The organism is Jiangella asiatica, from assembly GCF_004349065.1.
In the GTDB taxonomy this organism is placed as follows: domain Bacteria; phylum Actinomycetota; class Actinomycetes; order Jiangellales; family Jiangellaceae; genus Jiangella; species Jiangella asiatica.
Map to the genome: position 1 here is coordinate 1 of NZ_SMKZ01000121.1, position 943 is coordinate 943.

Below are 943 nucleotides of genomic sequence, written 5' to 3' on the forward strand. Positions count from 1 at the left end.
CCTGGAGGTGTGTTGGGTTGTCTGGTGCTCGGGTTGGTGTCATTGGCACGGATAACACGCATGCGTACACGTACTGCGCTTTCTTGAACGGTTGGGCCGAGGACGAACCCATCCCAGTGCGACTGCCCAGCGGTGCGGCGGTCCCGGACATGTACCTGTGGGCATCGCTCCTGCGTCGCCTGGAGAACCAGCCCGGCTCCGGTGTGCCGGTCCGCGGCGCACGGGTCGTGTCGATCTGGAGCGAGGACCACACCGACGCCCAACGTGTCGCCCGCGCCTGCCAGATCGACTCGATCTGCGCCACCCCCGAAGAAGTCTGCGACGGCGTGGACGCGGTGATGATCCTCAGCGAACGCCCCGAAACCCACCTGCCCTACGCCCGCGCCGCGCTGGAACGTGGACTACGAACCTACGTAGACAAACCACTGGCTGACACCCCAGACGCCGCACGAGAAATCTTCACCCTCGCCGAACGCCACGGTGCTCCCTGCTACACCGGGTCCGCGGTGCGCTGGTCACCGGAATTCCTAGCAGCCCGCGAGCACATCCGAACCAAGCCCAACCGCGCCAAGGCCCTGCACGTGCAATGCCCGCTCGGCCTGGACCTCTACGGCATCCACGCCATCGAGCTCGCCAACCTCTTCCTCGGCCACGACGTGGACACCATCCACACCACCACCGGACCGGACCGCCAGATCGTCCTGCTCACCTACACCAACGGCGCCACCGCGCTCTTGGACCACCTCAACTTCCTACGCTGGCCCACCTACGCCGCCACCATCCACGCCGACACCTGGCACCACCACGTCACCCTCGACGACCCCGCACCCACCCTGCTCGCCTTCACCAGAACCTTCGCAGACTTCGCCAACGGCGCACCACCACCGGTCAACCCCCAAGAATCACTCCACCTCATCAACATCCTCACCACCACACAACGATC

General features: G+C 65.5%; 1 protein-coding gene. It reads left to right on the top strand.

The window, feature by feature from the left end:
• Positions 1 to 116 precede the first annotated feature (116 nt).
• A partial coding sequence (locus tag E1269_RS31990; protein WP_131902305.1) for a Gfo/Idh/MocA family protein occupies positions 117 to 943 on the top strand: 827 nt, incomplete at its 3' end.